Genomic DNA, 21,682 nt, shown 5'->3' with positions numbered 1-21,682 from the left:
GCGCCGCGAGCCCGCCCCGACCGGCAAGACACCCCCTAGGGTTCCTCAGGAGGTGCTGGTGAGGCGGGGCGCGTACAGCTCCAGCAGGCGGGTGCGGGTCTGCTGGAGGCGCATCGCGAGCACGCGTCCGACCCAGTGCCCGATCGCGGAGCCGAAGGTGGGATCGGCATCCATCAGCATCCGGACGGTCGCGGCGTCGAACTCGTACGCCCGTACCGGCGTCATCGCCTCCGCGCCGAGCTGCCACACGTACGGCGGGAACAGCCAGGACCAGCCCACCAGCTCACCGGGGCCGAGGCTCTCCACGGGCGCGGCCCGGCGGCCGGCGACGGGGATTTCCAGGGTCACGGTGCCGGAACGCACGATCCAGAAGGAATCCGCCCGGGTGCCCTCGTCGAAGATGCGGGCGCCCTCCGGGAAATTGACCTCACGGGCCTGGGACATCAGCCGTCCACGGTGCTCGGTGGACAGGACGGCGGCGATCCGGATGGGGGAAGGTGTGCTCACGACGGCCTCCGATCACGACCCCCCACGACGCTCCTGCTCTCCCAGTGTCGCCGAAGCCCGCCGAATCGCGGCCGGACCGGTCACGGTTTCTTCCGCACCCGGTCCGGGAACGGGTTTCCCGAGCCCTTCCGCGTCCCATGGTTCAGGGCGTGTCCTCGGCATTCGCCTCCAGGCAGGCCAGCTCCATCGCGTCGAGGACGGCCTCGTGGCTGCGCCCGCTCAGCTCGGCGACATTCTCGATCTGGGCCGTCGCCCAGGCCGCCAGCGTCATCACCAGCACCCGGAGCCCGTCGGTGCCGTGCTCGGCCAGGACCGCATCGGCGACGACCATGGCCTCCTCGGGGACCTGCTCGGGTGGTTCGAGGCCCGCCAGACCGCGCAGCAGGGTGAGGGTGCGGCGGGAGATCTCCGGCGTCATTCCCGCCAGCCGCATGTCTTCGTCGTCGTCCATCCGCCCGCCCTCCGGTGCCGTGCCACATCACCTCAGGGCACGGTAGAGGGGCGCGGCCCCGCGCGGGGCCGTTTCGCCAGGGTGACGGTGCGTGACCGGGCGTCGACCGGCCGGATCCGGCGGGCGCGCCGTCCCGGGCGGCCAGAGTCACCCACGTGTCACCCACGGGCCGACCGCGCCGGAAAGCGTCCCGCAAGGACCTTCCCCCGGAAGCGACCCGCCGGTAACCTGCCCGCGGCAGCCGCCCGCCGGGACGGCCGATTTCCGGCAGGAGCGAGATGAAGAGCCTGTTACGCGCGGTCCTGTGCGCCCTCCTGCTGGTGGCCGGCGCCCTGTCGTCGGCACCTTTCGCGCAGCCCGCTCACGCCGCCGCCCCGCCGCCCGCGGCCGCCACGGGCACCGCCGAGGCCTGGACCCCGCCGCTGTCCACCCGCGGCCGGTACATCGTCGACGCGCAGGGCAACCGCTTCCGCCTGCGCTCCGGGAACTGGGACGGAGCCCAGGGATCCTGGAACGGCTCGGGCGACCGCGAGGACCCCGCCACGCACCACAGCGGGCAGAACGCCCACGGCATCCCGATCGGCCTGGACCGGGTACCCCTGCCCACCCTGCTCGCCGACTTCCGGGCCGCGGGGCTCAACAGCATCCGGCTGCCCTTCTCCAACGAGATGCTGCGCGACACCGCCCCCGTCCCGGACTCCGCCGTCGCCGCCAATCCGGCCCTGCGCGGCCGCACTCCCCTCCAGGTCTACGATGCCGTGGTCGCCGCCCTCACCGGCGCCGGGTTCGCCGTCATCCTCAACAACCACACCGTCACCACCCGTTGGTGCTGCGGACTCGACGGCAACGAACGCTGGAACAGCGGCCGCTCCACCGCCCAGTGGGCCGACGACTGGGTCTTCCTCGCCCGCCGCTACCGCGACAACCCGCGGGTGGTCGGCGCCGATCTCTACAACGAGGTCCGCCGCGACGTCTTCGACGACCCCAACTGGGGCCTCGGCGACAACCACGACTGGCACGCGGCCGCCCAGGAGGCCGCCGACCGCATCCTCACCGAAGCCAACCCCCAGCTGCTGATCGTCGTCGAGGGCATCAACTGGTTCGGCCTTCCCGTGGACGGCTTCCCCCACGGCCGCCCCACCCTCACCCCCGTACGCACGCTGTCCCACACCCTGGTCACCTCGAACAAGCTGGTCTACTCCGCCCACTTCTACGGCTACACCGGTCCCCGGCACAGCGGCGCGACCGGCATCGGCGAGACCAGCGACCTCCGCTACCAGGACATGACCGCGGCGGAGCTCGAACGGACCCTCTACGACCAGGCCTTCTTCGTGTCGGCGGAGACCGGCACGCACTTCACCGCCCCCGTGTGGATCAGCGAGTTCGGTATCGGGGCCGACGAGAGCGGCGCCGCCCCGCGCGCCTGGTTCGACCGGCTCACCGGATACCTGACGCGTTCCGACGCCGACTTCGCGTACTGGCCCCTCGTCGGCTGGAGCACCACCGCCCAGGGCACCCCGGGCGGCGACACCTGGGCGCTCCTGCGCTACGACACGGCCGGCCGCCGCTCCGGCGTGCTGGACCCGGGGGACTGGCGCACCGCCCGGTGGTCCCCGCTCACCACCACGCCCGGCCGCACCGGACCGGTCCCCGCCACCCCCGCCTGGTACCAGCTGACCACGGACCACCGCGACCACAACGCCTCGCTGCGCACCCGGGCCGCCGGGGACTGGGACAGCGGGGCCCGCAAGGCCGTCTGCCCCGACGGCGCCGGCCTCACCGGCCTCGCCCACACCGGGGGCCGCGGCCTGCGCACCACCTCCGACCTGCGCGCCCCTACGGGCGGGCACACCGTGGTCCGCGACGAGAGGTACGTCCCGGCAGGCGGCGACTGGGCCACCGGATATACCAAGTTCCAGTGCCCCGCAGGCCAGTTCCTGATCGGGTACAGCCTGCGCGGCGAGCGGGTCTCGGCGGCGCTGTGCGCCCCGGCCCGTACGGCGCTTCCCCCAGGCGGCCGGACCGTGTGGTTCGACCGGGGCGACAACCGCCCGGCGGGCGGCCCCGGCGGCGACTTCGCCTACGGGAACTACAAGGGCCAGTGCCCGCCCACCGAGTACGCGGCGGGCATCGCCTTCACCACCCGCGCCGCCACCCGCCCCTCCCCGGCCGCGCTGCTGTGCCGTCCCCTGCCGGGTCCGGCCGCCGGCTGACCCGGCCCAGCGCGGCGACGGCGGCGAGCGCGACGAGGATCAGGACCGCCGCGACCAGGAAGGTGAACCGCATCCCGGTGGCCACGGCCCCGGCGGGCGCCGAGGCGATGTCGGCCGTCGGCGACGCGTGCGCGAACACGGCGCCCATCAGGGACGCGCCGGTGACGAGGCCGAGATTGCGCGAGAGGCCCAGCATGCCGGAGACGACGCCCCGCCGGTCCGGGCCGGCGTCCGCCATGACGGCGGTGTTGTTGGCCGTCTGGAACACCGCGTAGCCGGCGGTCACGACCGCGAGCGGGACGACGTACCCGAGGACACCGAGCGAAGCCGGAGTGAGGGACAGGGTGACGGCCCCGGCCGTCATCGCCGAGAGCCCGAGCAGGGTCATGCGCTGCGCGCCGAACCGGTCCGCGAGCCGCCCGGCGGGCATCCCGGTCACCGCGGCGACCAGCGGACCGACCGACAGGACGACGCCGACCGGGGCCTCGTCGAGCCCGAGCGTCCGGGAGAGGTAGAACGGCCCGACCACCAGCGTCGCCATCATCACCGTCGACACGAGTGCGCTCGAGGCGAGACCCGCACCGGTCACCGGATCGCGGAAGAGCGCCCGTTGCACCAAGGGGGAGGCCGCCCTCGCCTCGGCGCGCACGAAGAGGGCGGCCCCGCAGGCGGCGGCCAGCAGCAGCGCCGTGTTGAGCGGGCCGAAACGGCCGCCACCGAGGGTCATCGCGAGCGCGTAGGCGGCGAGGGTCAGCGCGAGCAGCAGCGTCCCCAGGTGGTCGAAGCGGGTCCGGTCGGACCCGCTTTCCCGCCTCCCGGCGGGCAGATGGCGGTGGGAGAGCAGGAACGCCGCGATGCCCAGCGGTACGTTGACGAGGAAGAGCGCCCGCCAGCCGAACCCGGCGAGCAGGGCCCCGCCCAGCGAGGGGCCGAGAGCGGTGCCCACCGCGGACATGGTGCCGAGCAGCCCCATGGCGCCGCCCGTCCGCTCCTTCGGGACCGTCTCACCCAAGAACGCCACGGTGAGGGCCGTCATGACGGCGGCTCCCACGCCCTGCGCCGCCCGGGCGCCGACCAGCAGCCAGAGCGTGGGCGCGGCGGCGCACAGCACCGAGGCGGCGGTGAACAAGGAGATTCCCGCGAGGAGCAGCCGCCGGCGGCCGACGAGGTCGCCGAGGCGCCCGACCCCCACGACCAGGGTGGTGACGGCGAGGAGATAGGCGAGGACGATCCACTGGACCTCCTGGAACGAGGCGGAGAACACGTGCGCCAGGGCCGGCAGGCCGACGTGGGCGATGCCGGTGCCGAGCGAGGACAGCAGCACGGCGAGGGAGAGACCGGCGAGCGCCCACCGGACCGCGGGCCGGTGCGCGCCGGCGGCCGCGCCATCGTCGTCGGTGGTGCGGCGCTGTCGGGGGCCGGTCGCGGAATCAGTGTGTGGGCTCATGCCGGGAGGGTGCGGGCGCCGGGCGGCCGGCGGCAAACCTTGTTGCCGTTTCCGGGACGGCCGGGTGCAATGGCCCCATGGACGACAAGCCATCCCCCCACCAGGCGGTCCTCGACGAGGTCGCTCCCCGGCTCAGACGGCTGCGCGCCCGGCGCGGTCTCACCCTGGCCGCGCTCTCCGAGACGACCGGCATCTCGAAGAGCACCCTGTCCCGGCTGGAGTCAGGGCAGCGCCGCCCCAGCCTGGAACTGCTGCTGCCGCTCGCGGCCGCGTACCAGGTGCCCCTGGACGACCTGGTGGGCGCTCCCGAAGTGGGGGACCCCCGGGTGCGGCTGACCCCCCGCACCCTTCCGAACGGCGGCACGGCCGTGCCGCTGACCCGGGGCCCGGGGCCCCTCCAGGCGTACAAGATGCTCATCCCCGACCGGGGCGGCGAGCCGGAGCCGCGGACGCACGAGGGCTACGAGTGGCTGTACGTGCTGGAGGGCAGGCTGCGCCTCGTCCTCGCCGAGCACGACCTGGTCCTCGGCCCCGGCGAGGCGGCCGAGTTCGACACCCGGCTGCCCCACTGGTTCACCAGCGCGGACGGCCGGCCGGTGGAGATCCTCAGCCTCTTCGGGCGGCAGGGCGAGCGCATGCACGTCCGGGCGAAGCCCCGTGGGTGACGGCGGGGCAGGTGTGCCGGACCGGGGCTCTTTCGCATCCGATACGTCAAGTGGGATGAATCGAGCCGCGAATCGCTCTAGGGTGCGCCCGTAGGCACGGCTGTGGACTGCTGTTCGGTGGTTTTCGGCCATGACTCACGCGGCCGCACCTCACGGCCGTACCGCACACCGAACTGGGGGATTCATGCGCAGATCCCGAGGGCCGGCGGCCGCGCTCGCCCTGTCCCTGGCCGGCACCGCCCTGGGGGTGGGCCTCGGCCTCGCCCCGCAGGCGGCGGCGATCACCCCGCCCGTCGCGTTCACCGCCGACCCGCTGGCCACCTGGCAGCCCGACGGCGTCGTCTGGGCCCTCGCCGAGGCGGCCGGACAGGTCTTCGTCGGGGGCACCTTCTCCACCGTGCGCCCGCCTGACGCAGGCTCCGGAAGCGAGCGGCCGGCGGTGAACTTCGTCGCGCTCGACGCGGCGACCGGCGCCCCGACCTCCTGCGAGCTGTCCTTCACCGTCGGCTCGGGCAGCGCCACGGTCCGCGCGCTCGCCCTCTCGCCGGACAAGGCGACCCTGTACGCGGGCGGCTACTTCGGTGCCGTCAACGGCACCCCCGTCTCCAGCCTCGCCGCCGTCGACGTGGCGAGCTGCACCGTGAAACAAGGCTTCCGCCCGGCCTTCGCGGCCACCGTCCGCGCCCTCGCCGTCACCGGCGACACCGTCTACGCGGGCGGCGACTTCCTCAGCGTCGCCGGCCGGCCGCGCGAGCGTTTCGCCGCCGTCGGCGCGGCCGACGGCGCCCTGAAGCCCTTCACCGCCGACGCCGACGAGCCCGGGCGCGCCGTCGAGGTCACCCCGGACGGCAACAACGTGGTCCTCGGCGGCGACTTCTTCACCGTCAACGGTACGAACACCCACGCACTGGCCGTCGTCGACGCGACGAGCGGCGCCCTCACCACGTCGTACGCCGGATTCATCGAGACCAACTCCGTGGTCAAGGACATCGCGACCGACGCCACCGGCTTCTACACCGCCAACGAGGGCACGGGCGGCGGGGTCTTCGACGGCCGCATCGCCCTGAATCTCGGCGACTTCGGCCAGCGCTGGCGCGACACCTGCCTCGGCGCCACCCAGGCCGTGCTGCCCTACCAGAACGTGCTCTACAGCGCCTCGCACGCCCACGACTGCTCCAGCGTCGGCGAGTTCCCCGACGGCCAGCGCCACCACCTGCTCGCCCAGCCCACCAGCGGCACCGGCAAGCTCGGCTGGGCCCCCGACACCAACGACGGCATCGGCGAGGGCATCGGGCCGCGCGTGATGACGGTCGGCTCCAAGGGCGGTGTCCAGTACCTGTGGGTCGGCGGGGAGTTCACCACCGTCAACGGCGCGGCACAGCAGAGCCTGACGCGCTTCGCCTCCACCGGGGACACCGGCGCACCCACCGTGCCCGTGGCGAGCGCGGTCAGCTTCAGGCCCGGTGAGGTCCAGGTGCGCTGGCGCACCAGCCTCGACCTCGACGACAGCGCGCTGACCTACCGGATCTACCGCAACGGCGCGGCCACGCCCATTGCCACGGTCACCGCCGACTCGCTGTTCTTCAAGCGGCCGCAGGCCTCCTGGACCGACACCACCGCGGCCGCGGGCCAGTCGTACACCTACCGGGTGACGGCCTCCGACGCGGCCGGCAACACCAGCGCCCTGTCCGCGACGGCGAGCGTGACCGTCCCGACCACGGTGGAGGGCTACCCGAACCAGGTCCGCACCGACGGCGCCCAGCAGTACTGGCGCTACGACGAATCGGCCCTGCCCTTCGCCGCGGACTCCTCGGCCGGCGGCAACCGGAGCGGCACGCACCTGAACGCCCCCGCCCTGCGGCAGACGCCCGGCGCGGTGTCCGGCGCGAGCACGGCGATCGGCTTCAACGGCACGGACACCCAGGTGTACGGGGACATGCGGCAGACCGTGGGCAGCACCTACACCATCGAGACCTGGTTCAGGACGGACACCACCAGGGGTGGCAAGCTCGTCGGCTTCGGGAACAACCAGACCCGCGGCAGCAGTCAGTACGACAAGCACATCTACATGACCAACAACGGCCGGCTCGTCTACGGCGTCTACAACGGAGCCACCCGCACCATCACCACCACGGGCTCCTACAACGACAACCAGTGGCACCACGTCGTCGCCACCCAGGGTCCCGGCGGGATGACCCTCTACGTGGACGGTGCCCAGAAGGGCACCCTCGCCGTCACCACCCACGAGAACTTCTCGGGCTACTGGCACGCCGGCGGCGACAGCCTCGGCGGCTGGCCCGACCGTCCGACGAGCGAGTACTGGGCGGGCCGGCTCGACGAGACCGCCGTCTACCCCACGGTGCTCAGCGCCGCGCAGGTGCAGAACCACCACGCCCTCGCCACCGCCCCGGCCGACTCGGTGGTCCAGGTGAGCGCCGCCGAGGACACCTACGCCAACGCGGGGGCACCCGCCACCAACTACGGCACCTCGGGATCGCTCGCGGTCCGCGGCACCTCCTTCTACGCGAGCTACCTGCGCTTCGACCTGCCCGCCGCCCCCGCCGGCACGGTGCTGAAGTCCGCCGCACTCAGCGTGAAGACGAGCACGCAGAGCGGCGCCGGCACCACCGACACCGTCTCGGTGCTCCCGGTCACCGGCTCGTGGAGCGAGGGCGGAACCACGTACAACAACCGCCCCGCGCTCGGTGGTCCGGCGCTCGGCACCTTCGCCGGGATCCCGGACGGTTCGGCGGTACACACCACCGGGCTGACCACCGCGAGCCTCGCGGCGGCGCTCGGCGGCAGCTACGGCCTGGGGCTCACGAGCACCGGTACGGACGCCCTGTGGATGTGGTCCTCCGAGGCACAGGCGAACGAAGGGACGCCGCAGCTGACGCTCACCTTCGGCGCCCCGTGACCTGACCGCCCGACGGACAAGGGGGCGCGGGACAGCCTGACCGGCCGTCCCGCGCCCCCTCTCGTCTCAGCCGCGCGCGTCCACCACGGCGAGGAGCTTGCCGCTCGTCGGACTGCGGTCCAGCGACGCGCCGTCCACCGCCTCGACCACCAGCTCCAGCAGTCGCTCCGCCACCGCCGAGCGCAGCTCCGGGTAGCCGGCCAGGAAGACCTCCCGCAGCCGCTCCGGATCCGTCGCCGCGGCCCGCTCCACCCGTACGGTCATCCGCTCGCGCGCGTCGGCGGAGTCGAGCCGGATCTGCACCTCACCCCGGTGCCCGCCCTGTTCCTCGGCCAGATCCAGGAAGCGGCGGTGGTTCAGGAAGTACGTCGCCACCCGCATCACGTCGCCCGTGCGCCCGCGCAGCTCGAAGCGCGGCGCGTGCCGTCCGCACGGGCAGCGGCCCGGGACCTCCCGGCCCAGGTCGCCTATCACGTACCGGCCCAGGTGCTGGCCGCGCCGGGCGTGCGTGGTGAAGACCAGCCGGCCCGTCTCGCCCGGGACCACCGGGCGGTCCCCGTCCAGATCCAGGATCTCCATCGTGTGGAGATCGGCGTGCAGGTGGTGGACCCCGCCGGAGCTCTCGGTGCACTGGAAGCCCAGCGGGCCGAGGTCGGTGCTGCCGTAGGTGATCGAGCGGACGGCCTCGATGCCGAAGGTGTCCTTCAGGGTGCGCTGCTGCTCCTCGGTGAAGTGCTCGCCGCCGTAGAACACCTTGCGCAGGCCTCCGTACGCGCGCAGCGCGTCCCGCTCCGCGTGCAGCAGCTGCCACAGGTAGGAGGGCATGCCGAAGAGGGTGTCGGCTCCGTGGTCGATCAGCGCTTGCGCCGTGGCCCGGTGGTCGGGGCCCGCCGACAGCGGCAACTGCACGCCGCCGAGCCGCTCCAGCACGGAGAAGAAGCTGATGAAGCTGCCGTACATGGCGCCGCAGTAGAACAGGTTGGCGGTCCGGTCCGAGGCCGGGTCGTAGCCGGCGGCCAGCAGGCCGCGGGCGGCGGCGTGCATCTGCGTGTCGTAGTCGTCGTAGCTGAAGACCGACAGCGCCGGTGCGCCGGTACTGCCGCCGCTGCGGAAGTACAGCTCGGCATCGGCCCGCGCCAGCCGGCGGGCCGGCTCCTGCACGTCCTCCTTGCCCAGCAGCGGTCCCGCGGGAAGCGGCAGCACGACGGGCCGGACCAGGTCGTCCAGGCAGGCGGTGGTGGCGAAGGCGGCCGGATCGGCCTGGACCGCGACGCGGCGGCTGTAGCGCTGCAGGGCGTAGACCCCGTCGTGCGGCTCACCCGCGTAGCTCTCGAGCATGGCGCCGACCGGCGTGACACGGGTGACGCCCGCGGCCAGGGCGGTGCGGGAGAGCTCGGCGATGTCCGCCCGGCTGCCCGCGAGGCCCGCCGTCTGCAGATAGCGGCGCATCGGCCGCAGGGTGGTGATCAGCCGCTTGCGGGGCAGCGGCTTGACCCACACGCTGCGGTGCAGCGGCGAGGCGGTCAGCGGCGACCGGGTGTCGGCCATGACCCGCCACGAGCCGTCGGGAGCGGCGAACACCCGGGTCAGGCCCAGGTGCTCCTCCAGCCGGGCCATCAGCTCGGTGGTGGTCAGCTCGGCCGCCTCCGCCGGGTCCGGCTCGCCCGCCGCAGCGCCCGCAGCGCCCGCAGCGCCCGCACCGCCCGCCGCGGCCGACGGCCGGGCGGCGAGGACCGCGGCGAACCGCTCGGCGAAACCGAAGACCTCCTCCTCGTCCTCGGTGTCGAGGTACACCACCTGCGGGCTGGAGCACGCTTCCTGCTCGTGCAGGCAGACGTCGTCCGCCAGGGCGTCGAGCGTGCGGGCGTCCGACCAGGCGTCCGCCGTCAGGTACGCGAAGGAGATCCGGTGCCCCCACTCCACCAGCCGGCAGCCGGCCGGCACATGGGCCGCCACCCCTTCGACGGCCGCTTCCCCGCCCCATACGGCGACGGCGTCCGCGGGCGCGCACATCAGGCGCAGCCACTCCTGCCGGGAGGAGGGGAAACGCAGGACGACGATCCGCGCGGCCAGTGCGCCGCTGGGGTCCAGGGCCGCGAGCTCCGCCATCAGCTGCTGGGTCAGGAGGGTGTCGTCGCTGCTGGTCTTGAGCACGTTGACGTTGCCGGCCAGCAGTCCCTCGACGATGCTCAGCGGCGCCACCGTCGCGGCGTTGCCCGGCGCGATGTGGGCGACCAGGCCGACGGGCGCCCATGCCTCGTAGACCGTCTCGCGCGGATCCGCCCGGTTCAGCCGGCCGGGAGTCGCGCTGCCGAGCTCCCGGCGCAGCTTGCGGGTCAGCTCCCGCCGGCCGAGAAGGACGCCCAGCTCGGCAAGGACCGCCGGGTCCTCACCCTCGGGCAGGTGGGCGGCGAGCCGGGCCCGTACGGGATGACCGGGGTCGCACAGCGCGCTCGCGAGGGCGTCGCACGCGGCCAGGACGGTCTCGGTCTCCAGGCCCTCCGAAAGCGCGGCCTCGACGGCGGCCGGCAGTCCGGCGAGCCGGCGGCCGGCCTCCTCGTCGCCGATGAACTCGCCCTGCCAGTAGTGGTGGTGCACGCTCACGGTCACGCCATTCCCTTCATCAGTTCCGCTGCGGCCACCGCGCAGCTGCGGTTGCGGCTCACCCCGGCACGGCCGTGGACGGTGAACCAGGGGGTCTCCAGCTCGCACCCGCACGCGCTGCCGGGCTGGAGGGAGGCGAGGTCGCCCATGACCACGCTCTGCGCCGGCACCGAGGTGATGTACGGCGACACGAGGTGCAGGTAGCCCCGCTCCCCGTAGGGCAGCGGTTCGAGTGTGCGGGTGGAGCGGATCGTCACCCGCGACCAGACGGGGGCGTGCAGCCGGTGGTGGTCGCACTCGATGTACGGGATGCAGTGCTCGACCGACCCGAAGGTGTCCCGGATCCGCTCACCCGGAATGCCGAGCTGCTCGGTGACGCGGGAGTACAGCTCCTCCTTGCCGATGCGCCGGTCGGCGTGCCCCTTCCAGCCGCCGCCGAGGACGACGAGGGAGCCCTCGGGAAGGCGCAGCGGGGGCAGTCCCATGGCCCGCATCCGCTCCAGGGTGAAGAAGAGGAAGGCCGGGAAGCCGAGGATGCGGACCGGGGCGTCCTCCCGCTCGAAGCGGCGCAGTGCGGCGATGCAGCCGAAGGGGTCGAACTCGTGCTCGCCGCCGGTGTTGCGCAGCGCGTACGCGACGCTGCGCGCGGGGGCGAAGTCGCACAGGTAGTTGTCGGTGAAGGCGGTCCCCAGGTTCAGCGAGGGGGCCGGCTCGTAGCTGTAGAGGAGGTAGTTCACCTCCTGGCCGGGGGTGATCCAGCCGTTGCGCTCGAAGATCCGGGCGACCATGCGCTGGGCGGAGCGGATGGTCCACCGGTCGAAGAACATCTGCGACTTCTGGCCGGTGGTACCGGAGGAGGTCAGGTGCAGCTCGACGTCCTCGCGGGGGACGGAGAGCACCTCGTGCCGCTTGAAGAAGTTCGCGTGGACGAGCGGCGTCCGGTACGGCTCGGCCGGGGGAGTGGCCTCGTACAGGGAGCGGAAGAACGCCGAGCGCTCGGTGTGCCAGGCGTTGGTCTCCGCCATGGCCGCGGCGAACAGTTCGTCCTCGGCGGGTCCGAAGGCGTACGGGTCGGTCAGGTCGCACAGCTCCTGTACGTGCGGCAGCAGGGCCGGGTCGGGTACGGAGACCGGCGCGAGATGGGGGTTCATGGGGTCCATGGGGCTCATGAGGCAACCTCGGATGATGTGGGCAGGTGTGTCGACGCCCAGGCCGACACGTAGCAGTCCAGGTACGGCTGGAGGGGCGGTTCGACGGCGACGCCGCGGAAGTCGATGCGTTCGCCGGAACGGGACAGGACGGCGTAGTCGTGGAAGCCGTCGCCGTCCGCGCGCATGGCCGGGTAGAGGGCCCCGGCGACGAACCCCTGGGCGAGGAAGGCGGAGAGGGCCTCGTGGTGCGCGAGCGGCACCAGGGCCTCGACGTAACCGGCGCCCGCGCGGGCCAGGGCCCGGGTGACGGGTTCGAGGTGGGCCGCCGCGGCCGCCGGGTCGGGATGGGCCGTCAGCAGGGAGCCGTAACCGCCGGCGCGGTTGAGGTAGGCGTAGACCTCGAACCGGCCGTCCTCGGGGGTGAGCAGCACGTTCGGGGTGTGCAGCGGGTAGAACCAGCCCTCGGCGCCCGGGAACCGCTCGCGGAAGCGGCGGCGTACGAACGCCGGTGCCTCGATCACTTCCAGCCGCTCGGCGGCCGCGTGCGGCGCGGGCGCGGGGGGCGGGCCGGCGGCCGCCCTGACCCCGGGGTAGCCGATGCCGAGGGCGGCCTCGGCCGTGCGCAGCAACGGCAGCAGCGGGGCCGGTACTTCGGTGACGGGGATCCGGCGGTCGAGCACTCCGGCGGCGTGACGCGCGTAGAGTGCGAGGCTTTCGCGGCTGCTGAGATCCACCGCGTTGGGCAGGATGCCCAGAGGGCGGAAGCCGTTGCGCAGGACGACGCGCTGGGGACCGGCGCTGACGGTGCGTACGGTCGCGTACACCGAGTCCAGGCGGCCGGTGTCCAGCATCCCGGCGCACAGGGCCTCGGTGAGGGCGGCGGCCAGGCCCGCCGAGCGGTGCTCGGGGTGCACGGCGATGCCCTCCAGGCGGCCGGTGCGGCTGCCCGCCTCGCCGTGGATGGCGGCGGACGCGGTCAGGGCCCCGGTGTCGGCGCAGCGGGTGACGAGCCACAGGGAGTGCGGGTCCGCGATGAGCCGGGCCATCTCGGCCGGGTCGGTGCCGAGGGCCACGGGGTAGTGCGGACCGTAGACGGCGTAGTAGAGCTGGCGCAGTTCGGCGATGTCCGCGCGGACGGCCGGGGTGATCACGGGGCTCATCGCTCGCCTCCGGCCGGTGCGGGCTCCGCCACGGCAGGGTCGGGCGTACGGGACCCGAGCAGGGCCAGGGCGCAGGCCGCCGGGAGCAGACCGATGCCTTGTACGAGGCACAGGGTCTGCGGGGAGAGGAAGTCACCGGCGGAGCCGAACACCAGGGAAGCCACCGGCAGGGAGGCACCCAGGACGGCCTGCATCACGGCGAAGAAGCCGGGCTTGTCCGCCGTCGGCACCATCCGCTGGAACAGGGCGACGAAGCGCACGCTCACGGCCCCGGCGCACCAGCCGGCCACGGCCAGGCAGCCCGCGACGACCGGACGCTGCGCGAACAGTCCGGGCAGCGCCAGGGCGAGGGCCATCAGGCCCAGGCACCAGGCGCCGGCGACCGTGGGCCGTCCCGGCACACGGGTGCCGGTGAAGGCGCCGACGAGCGCGCCGGTGCCCAGGGAGGCCTCCAGCAGGGCCACGGTGCCGCCCCCGCCGAAGAGGACCGAGCGGGTGTAGAGCGGGATGACGACGAACACGGCGGCGGTGAACAGGTTCGCCGCGGTGAAGCAGATCAGGATCCGCCGTACGGAGGGCAGTCCGGCCAGGATGCGGCGGAGCGGGCGCCGCCCGGGCGGGGCCGCCGCGTCGTCCGCGTCGTCCGCGGCGACGGTACGGAACCGGGCGCTCGCGACGAGCACGGCGGCACCCAGGTAGGCGGCCGCGCAGCCGGCGGCCAGCCCGGACACGCCCGCCCGGTCGACGGTCAGGGCGCCGAGCAGTGCCCCGGCGAGACCGGCCAGGGACTGGGTGGACAGCTCGAAGCCGGTGGCCGTCTCGATGTCGGCGTCGTCGACGAGCTCGGGGACCGAAGTGGTCAGACAGGGATCGAAGAACGCCTGGCAGGTGGCCAGGGCGAGACCGGCCGCGTACACGGCGGTGAGCGGCAGGCCGCCGCCGTACGCCCACAGCGCGAGGGCGGCCGAGGCGGCCCCGGCCACGGCGGCGGCGGTCCGCAGCACCGAGCGGTGCGCGCAGCGGGCGACGGCCCCGGCCACGACGGGCGCCAGCGCCACGGCGGGCAGCATGCACACCGCCATGAACAGCCCCGAGGCCAGCCCCCGGGCCTCGGGCACGGCGTAGGCGACGATCCACCAGGACACGCCGACCTGGAACATGCGCACGGCGGCCTGGGTGAGGACCTGCCCGAGCCATACTGCGGCGAAGGCACGGTTGCGCAGGATCAGCGGAGCGCGCCGGCGGCCGGCCCCGGTCCGCGGCTGCGCCTGCGTATCCGTATCCGTCTCCGTCTCCGTCATGTCGGCCGTGTCGGCCATGGGTGCGGCGGTCATGCGGTCGGCCTCTCGTCGAGGACGCGGACGAGCTTGCCCGAGCGCGGATTGACGGCGAGGTCGCGGTGGCGTGCCCACTCCACGGTCAGCGGGTGCACGAACCCGGCACGGACACTGTCCGGATACAGCGGCCGTACGGTCTCCAGCTCCGTGACGACGGCCTCGGCCAGCGCCTCGCGGCTGCCGGCGTCGTCACCCGGGGCCGTCGCCAGCCGCAGGACGAGCCCGTCGCGGCCGTCCCAGCGGCGGACGACGAGCTGCATGCCGACCACACGGCCCTCGGTGTCCGCCGCCGCCACGGCGTCCTGGGCGTCCTGGGTGTAGAGGGAGACGGGTCCCACGCGCACGCCCTCCTCGGCGCGCCCGAGGATCCTGAAGTGGCCGGGACCGGTGCCGGTCCATTCGGCCCGGTCGCCGGCGGGGTAGCGGATGATCGGCATCAGACGGCGGAAGAGGCTGGTGACGACGACCCGGCCGGGTCGCCCCGGTTCGGTGATGGGCTCACCGGTGGAGTCGTCGAGGATCTCGACGACCGCGTACGGGGTGAAGGCGCGGTGCACCCGGGCGTCGGGGCCGGGCACCGGGCGGCCGAGCAGGCCTGCGTCGACGCTGGCGTATCCGACGGAACGGACCTCGGCGCCGGGGAACACGGCGGCCAGCAGCCGCCGTTGGTCGTCGAAGAGGGCCTCTCCGCCGAAGAGGAGCAACTCCACCGAATCGAGCGGGACACCGCAGGAGACGACCTGCTCGGCGAGCCGGCACAGGGTGGTGGTCGTGCCGGTCAGTACCTGTGCGGCGAGATCGCGCAGCGTCGGGATCGTCGATTCCAGCGGTGCGCCGCCCCCAATGGGCAGGCGGACGTTGTCCACGGGAGCGTGGGCGAGCGAGTCGAGGACGAAGAGGAAACTGGCGTACAGCTCCCCGGCGTAGAAGAGGTCGGCGACGCGGTGCCCCGGGCGCAGACCGGTGTCCACGAGCCCCTGGCCGAAGGCGGTGACGAACGTGCGCCACTCGTCGCGGGTGTAGACGGAGAACTTGGGGGACCCGGTGGTGCCGCCGGTCTTGTAGACCGTGGCCTCGCTGAGCGGGCCGGTCAGGACGCGGTTGTCGTGCAGGGCGTTGGCCGCCCAGAACTCCTCCTGGTCGACCACCGGCACGTCGGTGAGGCTGTCGACGTGCGGTGGCAGGGACGCGTAGAGGTCCCGGTAGTAGGGCGAGTTGTCGCGGGCGAAACGTATGAGGTCCGAGAGCTGCTGGGCGGACATGAGCCTTTGCCTGGATGACGGGAACGGAATCGGGAACGGGAATGACGGCGGGGCGCGGCGAGAGACGGAGCTCGCCTGCGGAGTCGGGCCGGTGTGAACGGGGGACCCCCCGGCGCCCCCGTCTCCCTCTGACGCACGCCGAAAGCTGACGTGCGGTCATGATGATGAAACATCAGTCCCGTCATCACCAAATTGGCCGCATATTTACGGACAGTGAGACAAAGTTCAACAATTTTTCCGCTACGGCACTTCGTTCAGTTGCCCGTGGCGAGAGCCCCCTCGTTGCGGCGGAGGGCGTCACGCAGCCGGGATGCCTGGGTGACCAGGCGCGAGGTGCCGCCCCGGGCCGCGACGGCGGCGAGCCCGGCCGGTTCGGGCGCCACCGCCCCGCACCGTTCCACGCATTCGGCGGCCGTCGACAGGAGGTCGCCGGCGCCACGGGGATCGGCCGTCCCCGTGAGCAGCCCGGGCAGTACGGACGCCAGCACGGCCCAGGTCGTCGCGTACGCGCCCGTCGCGGCGAGGGTGCGCACCGAGTCGGCGAGCCGGCTGGGCTTGACCGTGCCCAGAGCGATCAGCTCGGCCAGGTCGCGGCCCAGGCGTACGGCGTCCAGCTCACCCTGGGCGGCGAGGGTCAGGAGCGCGTCCACGGCCCTCAGCCGGTCCTCGGGGTGCCGGGAGCCGAGCCCGGTGGCGACCGCCAGGTGCAGGGCCGGGCCGGCCGGTCCGCCGGCCGCGGCCAGCAGGGGCAGCGCGGCGGCAGTCTCGCGCGCTTCGTGGGCGGCGCCGGCCGTGACGACCGGGAGACACCAGGCGGCCAGGGCCTCCCGGTCCTCGGGCAGGACCGCGATCAGCGACGCGTCGTCGCGACCGTCCCAGCAGCGGTCGGTCGCCGTGCGGGCCTTCGCCAGCTCGTGGAACCGCTGCGGGAACTCGCGCACCACGGTCGTCCGCTGCGCCGTGTCCACCACGAGGCGCGCGGGCGTCTCACCGCCCCACCGGTGCTGCACCGCCGGTGCGGTACGGCGGGTGACGGCCACGGGTCGTCCGGCATCGCCGAGCCAGGCGGCCAGCCGGTCGCCGGCGGGCGTGCCGAGGGCGGCGGCCTCGGGGACGGCGGAGGCATCGCGGCGGACCCGCAGCAAGGCCTGGGCGAGGTCCGCGGGAGCGGGCTCCTCACCGAGACGGTCGTACTCGGCCAGGCGGGCGACCAGCACGCGCGGGTCCAGCGAGCCCGTCTCCACGGAGGGCGTGGCGAGGAGGAAGGGCAGCGGCCGGGACGCCATGCGCCGCGCGGCCTCGGCCACGCGCGCATGGGTGACGGCGCCGATCGCGGGGTGGTGACAGTCGCTGCGCCAGGACACGAGAGCCGGCTGCGGTGTGCCCGTCGGCGGCGCGTCCAGGACGCAGGCGGCCACGCGCTCCAGGCCGGGCAGCTCGTGCGTGTAGGAGCGGGACTGCTCGGGGTCGAGCCACCAGCGGTCCGCCAGTGCGGGGCGCAGGGCCTCGGCGAGGGCCGCACGGTCCCGGTACGCGTGCCGTACCAGCCCGTCCAGGGCGCGCTCGAACTCCTCGACGGTGGCGGTGCGCGCGTTGATGACCGCCGCGACGAGTTCCACGGTCTCGGCGGCCGTCTCCGGCGCGGGGGCGAGCGGGGCCGGGACGGGGAGCGGCGGCAGGGTCTCCCGGTAGGGGCCGGATTCCGCGGCGGGAGCGGCGGCCGCTCCGAGGAGCTCCACCGCCCGGGCCCGGTGGACCGGACTCAACAGGTGTGCCCGCTCGGCGAGTTCGGCGCGCAGTCCGGGATCGTCGGTGAGGTGGGCGGCGACCAGCTTCAGCGCCCGCTCCTGGATGTCGGTGTCCGCGTGCCCGAAGGCCTCGGCGACCTCTGGCAGCAGCTCGGGGGCGGCGGCCGGGTCGCGGGTGAGCTCCTTGCCGATCAGTACGAGTTGCGAACGGACCAGCTTCTTCTCGGGACGGAAGAGGACGGCGGCCGACATCTCGGCGAGCCGGCGGGGGGTCAGGTGACCCGCCGCGGCGACCCGGGCGAGGGCCTGCTGGGCGTTCCCGGCGACGGCTGAAGGGGCGTCGGCGGCCAGCGCGATCCAGTCGGCGGCCCGCTCCCGCTCCTCCTCGGCGGTCGGACGCAGGGCTTCCAGGATCTCCTGGTACGGCTTCAGCTGGGCGGGCTTGCCACCGCGCAGCAACCGAGCGGTGCACCCGTCCAGCAGGACGGTTCGGTCCAGGCGACCCTCGTCGGCCAGGGCGGCCAGCGCGGTCGGCCAGCCGCGGGGGTCGTCCGACTCCCAGCGCCAGGTGAAGGCACGGACCGGTTCGGCGGTCTCGAAGAGCCGCGGGGCGAGGGCGGTGAGATGGGGGTCGCGGCGCAGGGCGGTCACGAGAGGGGAGCGGGACGCTCCCATGGCCGCCGCCCAGCCTTCGACGCAGCCGTCGGTCGTGGGCATAGGGCAGCCGGCGAGCCGGACGAGTTCGCTGATCAGCGGGTAGTCCTGTTCGGCGGTGGCGGACCGGGCCGCCAGCCGGTGGGCGAGGTCGCCGAGCCACTTCGGATCCCGGCCGGACAGTACGTCGAGCAGCGCGGCGGTGGGCGGCTGCGGCCTCCAGCGGCGCAGATCGGCGGCGCCGATCCAGGCGGCCGCGGCCGCCGCCCCGGTCGTGCAGCCGGCTCCGGCGACCACCAGGGCCGGGTTCGTCCGGTTGCGGTCCTCCCAGCGCTCCCACCGGGAGGAACGCAGTTCGCGGCGCAGTTCCTTCAGTCCGGTGAGCAGCGCCCGGCGCTGTGCGGGCTCCAGCGGCTTGAGCAGACCAGGCAGCTCGGCGGTGCGGCCCGCCCGTACGGCTGCGAGGACGTCCTCGGTGATGTTCTCGGTGGCGTTCTCGACGGGGTTCATCGTGCGGCTCCGGAAGGGATGGAGGAGAGGGAAGAGGCGGCGGTGGAGGAGGCGGCCCGCAGGGCCATCCGGGTGGCCAGCGCGTGCTTGCAGGGGCCGCGGCGGCCCCGGTGGTCGGCCCACCACTGGCAGGTGCAGCTGAGCGCGCCGCCGGACTCGCGCACCTGGTAGCGGCGTTCACCGGAGGCCACCAGGGCGGTACCGGGCCGGTCCAGGGTGACCGCACCGGCCGCCAGCAGGGCGCGGGCGGCGACCAGCCGCGGGTTGTGCCGCTCGACGCGGCCGGCGTCGTAGGGGAGTTCGCGGTGGAAGTAGGCGGCTTCGGCGATGTCGTAGCCGACCCGGCCGGCCGTACCGAGGCGGGTCAGGGCCGCCCGTACGCGGTCCACCGGAAGCCTCGACTGCTCCGCCAGATCGGCCGGATCGATGCGCGGCTCCCAGGCGAGGAGCACGGAGATCAGCTCGGCGTCCCCGGCCGCCTCGTCGGTGGCCAGGGCCTCCAGGACGCCGCCCTCGCCGGAGAACCCGCGGGAGGCCTCCGGGGAGAGGGTGAGCGTGAGCCGCATCCCGGGCAGGGTGACTTCCCAGGCGGAGGCGGTGGGTTGCGCCCCGGCCGGCGCGGGACCGTACACGCGCAGGCCCGTGGCGTGCCGCAGCACCCGCTGGAGGGCGGCGAGTCGCTCGGGGCCGGGCAGGCAGACCGCGCCGGGCACCGGCCGGGTGGTGGGGCGCAGCGTGCGTCCGGCGGGCACCACCCACAGGGCGCCGCTCGCGGCGCCGCCGCCGACCGCGGTACGGGGCAGGGAGCGCAGGAAGCGTGCCGCCTCGGCAGCGGTCAGTTCGGCCCGCAGGTCGAAGCCGGTGGTGACGTGCTGGGACTCGGCGAAACCGCGCAGCCAGCGCTCCGGCAGCGGAACCTTCTTCTCCACCACCGGGCCGCCGAGCGTCGTCACCGCCATCTCGTCGGGGCCGACCCGCAGGTGCAGCGGGTCGTCCCCGCTCAGCCGGGACAACGCCTCGCGCAGCGGGTTGTTGACGTCGACGTTGGTGGTGCCGTGTCCGGTGTCGGCGCCGCGCAGGCCGTCCGGCAGCACGTCGAGCCGGGCGTACACCCCGCAGCACCCCGAGAAGGACTCGAAGCGCAGCCGGTCGCCGTTGCCCGTGACGACCGGGTCGAGCGAGGCGCGCAGGGTGCGCCGGTAGTAGCGCGCCGCAGCCACGTCCGCGACGGCGAGCAGGGCCCGCGCGGCCGCCTGAGGGGCACTCAGGAACCCGGCGAAGAACTGGGGATGGGCGTCGGCCCCGGCCGGGGTCAGACCACCCGCCGTCTCCAGGTCGAGGGCCTGACCCGCCCCGGAGGCGGTCAGCGAGGAGGGGCGTGCGTAGGCGAAGGTATGTGCGGTCCGCGTCATGTCCGAGACGCTAGAGGGACCCACTGACAACGCCGGCGCCACCGGCCGGGGGACCGGCGGCGCCCGGTCCCTCAGCGGGACGCGCTCTCCCCCAAGTCGTAGGTGAACGTGTACGCGACGGAGGTGTCCCCGTGGTGGTAGGTGAAGCCTCCGGAGCCCGTCAGCCCCGCGAGGTCCCCGGTGCCGGAGCCGGGGACCACCTCGAACCGGCAGACCGTGCCGCCGGCGTCGAAGCTGCCGCGCTCCTCCAGTACGAAACTGCCCTTGCGGCCGTCGAGGCTGCCGGAGACCAACTCCATCCCGCTGTAGGAGCCGAGGTTCTCCCCGGTGTAGGCGATGGTGTAGTCGCAGGCGGTCCCGGCAGCCGTGATCCCACCGGTGAAGGCGTTGTTGACATGGGCGTGGGCGAGCCGCGGGACGGCGTCCGCGGCGCCCACGGGGCTCTCCTCCCAGTTGGCGAAGGTGAAGCGGCCACCGGTTTCTACGGGCGTGGGCATGACGGTCCTCTCGGCCTGCCGGACGGTCTCTCCGCCCGGCGTGCCCCCAGGCTGGCAGCCGTACCTGACACCTTCTGTCAGGTACGGGGGACAATGACGCCATGCGTGCCGACCGGCTTCTCTCCCTGCTCCTGCTGCTGCAGAACCGCGGCCGGATGACCGCCCCCGCCCTCGCGGCCGAGCTGGAGGTGTCGGTGCGCACGATCCACCGCGACATCGACGCCCTCGGCGCCTCGGGCGTCCCCGTTCTCGCCGACCGCGGCCCCGCCGGCGGCTACCGGCTGGCCGACGGCTACCGCACACGCCTCACCGGCCTCACCGACGCCCAGGCCGGCTCCCTCTTCCTGGCCGGCGCCCCGGGACCCGCGCAGGAGCTCGGCCTCGGCGCCGATCTGGCCGCCGCCCAGCTCAAACTCCAGGCGGCGCTGCCGGCCGCACTCGCCGTACGGGCCCGCCGGATCCAGGACCGCTTCCACCTCGACGCGCCCGCCTGGTTCCGGGAGGCCGACCCCGTCCCGCACCTCGCACAGATCGCCCAGGCCGTCTGGGACCAGCACGTGCTGCGCACCCACTACCGCCGCTGGCGCGGCGAGGTGCGGCGCGAGCTGCATCCGCTCGGCCTGGTCCTCAAGAGCGGCATCTGGTATCTCGTCGCGCATGCAGCCGATGCAGCCGATACCGACGGAGCCGACGCGGCCGTGCGGACCTACCGGGTCTCCCGGTTCCTGACCGTGGACACCGCGGCGGAGCGCTTCGAACGGCCCGCCGGATTCCGACTCGCCCCGTACTGGCAGGAGTCCACCAGCCGCCTGGACTCCGTACTCCACCAGCAGACCGCCGACGTACGGCTGTCCCCGCGCGGACAGCGGCTGCTGCCCATGCAGTTCGGGGCGGCGGGCACCAGGGCGCTCGCCGATGCCGGTCCGGCCGACGCGGACGGCTGGGTCCGGCTGCGCATCGCCGTCGAGTCCCAGGCCGTCGCCGTCGGCGACCTGCTGCGCCTGGGCACGGAGGCCGAGGTGCTCGGCCCGCCCGAACTGCGCCGCGCCCTCGCCGAGACGGTGACCGCGCTGGCCGGACGCTACGCCTGACGCGGGACCGGGCCCGCCCGGGCGCTGACCGAACTGATCCGCCTGGAGGACACCCG

At 74.1% G+C, this 21,682-nt stretch carries 15 protein-coding genes; 4 read left to right on the top strand and 11 right to left on the bottom strand.

What is annotated here, in order from left to right:
• Positions 1–45: 45 nt before the first annotated feature.
• Both ACZ573_RS15100 and ACZ573_RS15095 read right to left on the bottom strand, forming a co-directional pair.
• Positions 46–507 carry a Crp/Fnr family transcriptional regulator gene (locus ACZ573_RS15100; RefSeq protein ID WP_471303740.1) on the bottom strand — a complete coding sequence of 154 codons (462 nt, stop codon included), beginning with the start codon at positions 505–507 and terminating at the stop codon, positions 46–48.
• Positions 508–649: 142 nt separating this feature from the next.
• Positions 650–958, bottom strand: coding sequence for a hypothetical protein (locus ACZ573_RS15095; RefSeq protein ID WP_189742644.1), 309 nt, complete (start codon positions 956–958; stop codon positions 650–652).
• A 278-nt stretch (positions 959–1,236) separates the two neighbouring features.
• On the opposite strand from ACZ573_RS15095, the gene ACZ573_RS15090 reads away from it, so the two are divergent.
• Complete coding sequence (locus tag ACZ573_RS15090; RefSeq protein WP_471303738.1) at positions 1,237–3,171, top strand: glycoside hydrolase family 5 protein; 1,935 nt, start codon at positions 1,237–1,239, stop codon at positions 3,169–3,171.
• Here the strand turns inward: ACZ573_RS15090 and ACZ573_RS15085 are convergent.
• Positions 3,095–4,618: an MFS transporter gene (locus tag ACZ573_RS15085; protein ID WP_471303736.1), complete on the bottom strand. Its 1,524-nt coding sequence runs from the start codon at positions 4,616–4,618 to the stop codon at positions 3,095–3,097. The genes ACZ573_RS15090 and ACZ573_RS15085 overlap by 77 nt on opposite strands.
• Before the next feature lie 77 nt (positions 4,619–4,695).
• Between ACZ573_RS15085 and ACZ573_RS15080 the strand changes: the two genes are divergently transcribed.
• Together ACZ573_RS15080 and ACZ573_RS15075 are read left to right on the top strand one after the other, a co-directional pair.
• On the top strand, positions 4,696–5,283 hold the full coding sequence (locus ACZ573_RS15080) for a helix-turn-helix domain-containing protein (protein ID WP_471303733.1): 588 nt from the start codon (positions 4,696–4,698) through the stop codon (positions 5,281–5,283).
• Positions 5,284–5,467: 184 nt separating this feature from the next.
• Entirely contained in the window at positions 5,468–8,200 is a 2,733-nt protein-coding gene (locus ACZ573_RS15075) for a DNRLRE domain-containing protein (protein WP_471303730.1), read from the top strand.
• A 66-nt stretch (positions 8,201–8,266) separates the two neighbouring features.
• Here ACZ573_RS15075 and ACZ573_RS15070 read toward each other — a convergent pair whose 3' ends face one another.
• The 8 genes from ACZ573_RS15070 to ACZ573_RS15035 form a co-directional block, all read right to left on the bottom strand.
• Positions 8,267–10,810: an acyl-CoA reductase gene (locus ACZ573_RS15070; protein WP_471303728.1), complete on the bottom strand. Its 2,544-nt coding sequence runs from the start codon at positions 10,808–10,810 to the stop codon at positions 8,267–8,269.
• On the bottom strand, positions 10,807–11,955 hold the full coding sequence (locus ACZ573_RS15065; protein WP_471304107.1) for a LuxE/PaaK family acyltransferase: 1,149 nt from the start codon (positions 11,953–11,955) through the stop codon (positions 10,807–10,809). Before ACZ573_RS15065 ends, ACZ573_RS15070 begins: the two co-directional genes overlap by 4 nt.
• A gap of 14 nt (positions 11,956–11,969) precedes the next feature.
• Complete coding sequence (locus ACZ573_RS15060) at positions 11,970–13,115, bottom strand: GNAT family N-acetyltransferase (protein ID WP_471303726.1); 1,146 nt, start codon at positions 13,113–13,115, stop codon at positions 11,970–11,972.
• On the bottom strand, positions 13,112–14,449 hold the full coding sequence (locus ACZ573_RS15055) for an MFS transporter (RefSeq protein WP_471303724.1): 1,338 nt from the start codon (positions 14,447–14,449) through the stop codon (positions 13,112–13,114). Before ACZ573_RS15055 ends, ACZ573_RS15060 begins: the two co-directional genes overlap by 4 nt.
• Positions 14,446–15,714, bottom strand: a complete 1,269-nt coding sequence (locus tag ACZ573_RS15050) for a phenylacetate--CoA ligase family protein (protein WP_471303722.1) — start codon at positions 15,712–15,714, stop codon at positions 14,446–14,448. Before ACZ573_RS15050 ends, ACZ573_RS15055 begins: the two co-directional genes overlap by 4 nt.
• 254 nt (positions 15,715–15,968) lie before the next feature.
• Positions 15,969–18,626, bottom strand: coding sequence for a DUF7824 domain-containing protein (locus ACZ573_RS15045; RefSeq protein WP_471303720.1), 2,658 nt, complete (start codon positions 18,624–18,626; stop codon positions 15,969–15,971).
• Entirely contained in the window at positions 18,623–20,038 is a 1,416-nt protein-coding gene (locus ACZ573_RS15040; RefSeq protein WP_471303717.1) for an SWIM zinc finger family protein, read from the bottom strand. The genes ACZ573_RS15045 and ACZ573_RS15040 overlap by 4 nt, the downstream gene beginning before the upstream one ends.
• 71 nt (positions 20,039–20,109) lie before the next feature.
• Positions 20,110–20,535 carry a DUF3224 domain-containing protein gene (locus tag ACZ573_RS15035; RefSeq protein ID WP_471303716.1) on the bottom strand — a complete coding sequence of 142 codons (426 nt, stop codon included), beginning with the start codon at positions 20,533–20,535 and terminating at the stop codon, positions 20,110–20,112.
• A 101-nt stretch (positions 20,536–20,636) separates the two neighbouring features.
• On the opposite strand from ACZ573_RS15035, the gene ACZ573_RS15030 reads away from it, so the two are divergent.
• Positions 20,637–21,626, top strand: coding sequence for a helix-turn-helix transcriptional regulator (locus ACZ573_RS15030; RefSeq protein WP_471303712.1), 990 nt, complete (start codon positions 20,637–20,639; stop codon positions 21,624–21,626).
• The last annotated feature ends 56 nt before the right edge of the window (positions 21,627–21,682 follow it).

The organism is Streptomyces sp. NPDC040545 (genome assembly GCF_055595065.1).
This window is presented reverse-complemented; position numbering and strand designations above follow the sequence as displayed.